The organism is Marilutibacter chinensis (assembly GCF_021725675.1).
In the GTDB taxonomy this organism is placed as follows: Bacteria; Pseudomonadota; Gammaproteobacteria; order Xanthomonadales; family Xanthomonadaceae; genus Marilutibacter; species Marilutibacter chinensis.
In genome coordinates this window covers 1-1,535 of sequence record NZ_JAKJPO010000032.1, presented here as the reverse complement: position 1 = coordinate 1,535, position 1,535 = coordinate 1, and the positions used below count along the sequence as shown (strand labels likewise).

Annotated in this window: 2 protein-coding genes; both read left to right on the top strand. The window is 70.6% G+C overall.

Annotated features, from left to right (window positions below; genetic code table 11):
* The coding region (locus tag L3V18_RS19180) for a phosphopantetheine-binding protein (RefSeq protein ID WP_305068990.1) at positions 1-1,055 on the top strand (1,055 nt) is incomplete at its 5' end.
* A partial coding sequence (locus tag L3V18_RS19175) for a condensation domain-containing protein (RefSeq protein ID WP_237057066.1) occupies positions 1,045-1,535 on the top strand: 491 nt, incomplete at its 3' end. The genes L3V18_RS19180 and L3V18_RS19175, both read left to right, overlap by 11 nt.

Sequence of the window (1,535 nt, the reverse complement as noted above, 5' to 3'; positions counted from 1 at the left end):
AAGCGGTGGGCGGGAAGCTGTGGGAGACGTTGAAGGGGTCGCAGCGGATCCACTTCCACAACATGTACGGTCCGACCGAGTGCACGGTGGACGCGACGATCGCGAGCATCCGGGATGCGTCGGGCGGACCGGTGATCGGCCGGCCGGTCATGAACGTGCCGGTGTACGTGCTGGACGGGCAGCGGGAGCCGGTGCCGGTGGGGGTGCCCGGCGAGCTGTACCTGGGCGGGGTGCAGGTGGCGCGGGGTTACCTGGGGCGTCCTGAGCTGACGGCGGAGCGGTTCCTGGCCGACCCGTTCTCGCGGGAGCCGGGGGCGCGCATGTACCGGACGGGGGACGTGGGGCGCTGGCTGGCGGACGGGACGATCGAGTACCTGGGGCGCAACGACTTCCAGGTGAAGATCCGGGGTTTCCGGATCGAGCTGGGCGAGATCGAGTCGCGGCTGGGGGGTCTGGCCGGGGTACGCGAGGCGGTGGTGCTGGCGCGGGAGGAGGCGGAAGGCGACCGGCGGCTGGTGGCGTACGTGGTGGCGGAGGACGGGGTCACGCTGGACGTGGGGAGATTGCGGGAGGGGCTGTCGAAGGATCTGGCGGAGCACATGATGCCGGGCGCGTTCGTGCAGCTGGCGTCGATGCCGCTGACGCCGAACGGGAAGCTGGACCGCAAGGCGCTGCCGGCGCCGGACGGCAGTGCGCTGGTGTCGCGCGCGTACGAGGCGCCGGTGGGTGAGGTGGAGGAGGCGATCGCGGGGATCTGGCGGGACCTGCTGGGTCTGGAGCGGGTGGGGCGCAACGACCACTTCTTCGAACTGGGCGGACACTCGCTGCTGGTGATGCAGCTGGTGGTGCGCATGCGCGAGCGCTTCGACATCGACCTGCCGCTGCGCGAGCTGTTCGAGAAGCCGGTGCTGTCGGCCGTGGCCGAACATGTGGTTGCGGCACGTCTGTTGCACTTTGCCGAACAGGAGGTCGGTGAGGTCGAGGACGAACTGGCCAATCTGTCGGAAGAAGAGTTGCTCGCCCTGCTGGCGGAGGGTGCGCCGGATGAGCGTTGACAAGGCCCGACAACTCGAACAGTTGCGTCGTGCGGTCACGCTCAAGCGTCTGCAGGAGCGCGAGGGCGCGCGTCCGAATGGAACGAGAAAGGGGAACGAAGGCATCCCGCGTGCGGACCGCACGGCGGCGCTGCCGTTGTCGTGGGCGCAGCAGCGGTTGTGGTTCCTTGCCCAGCTCGACCCGGCGGCCGGGGTGGCCTACCACATCCCGGCCGCGCTGCGCCTGAAGGGACACCTGGACCGCGACGCATTGAAGCGGGCGCTCGACCGCATCGTCGCCCGCCACGAGAACCTGCGCACGAGCTTCACCAGCACCGACGCCGGTCCGGTGCAGTCGATCGCAGCGGAGACGGTCGGCTTCGCGCTGGTGGAGGAGGACCTGGCGTCGCTGGACGCGCCGGCGCGCGAACAGGCCCTGCGCGCGCGCGCGGCCGAGGAAGCGCGGGCCCCGTTCGACCTGGCCGCCGGTCCGCTGTTCCG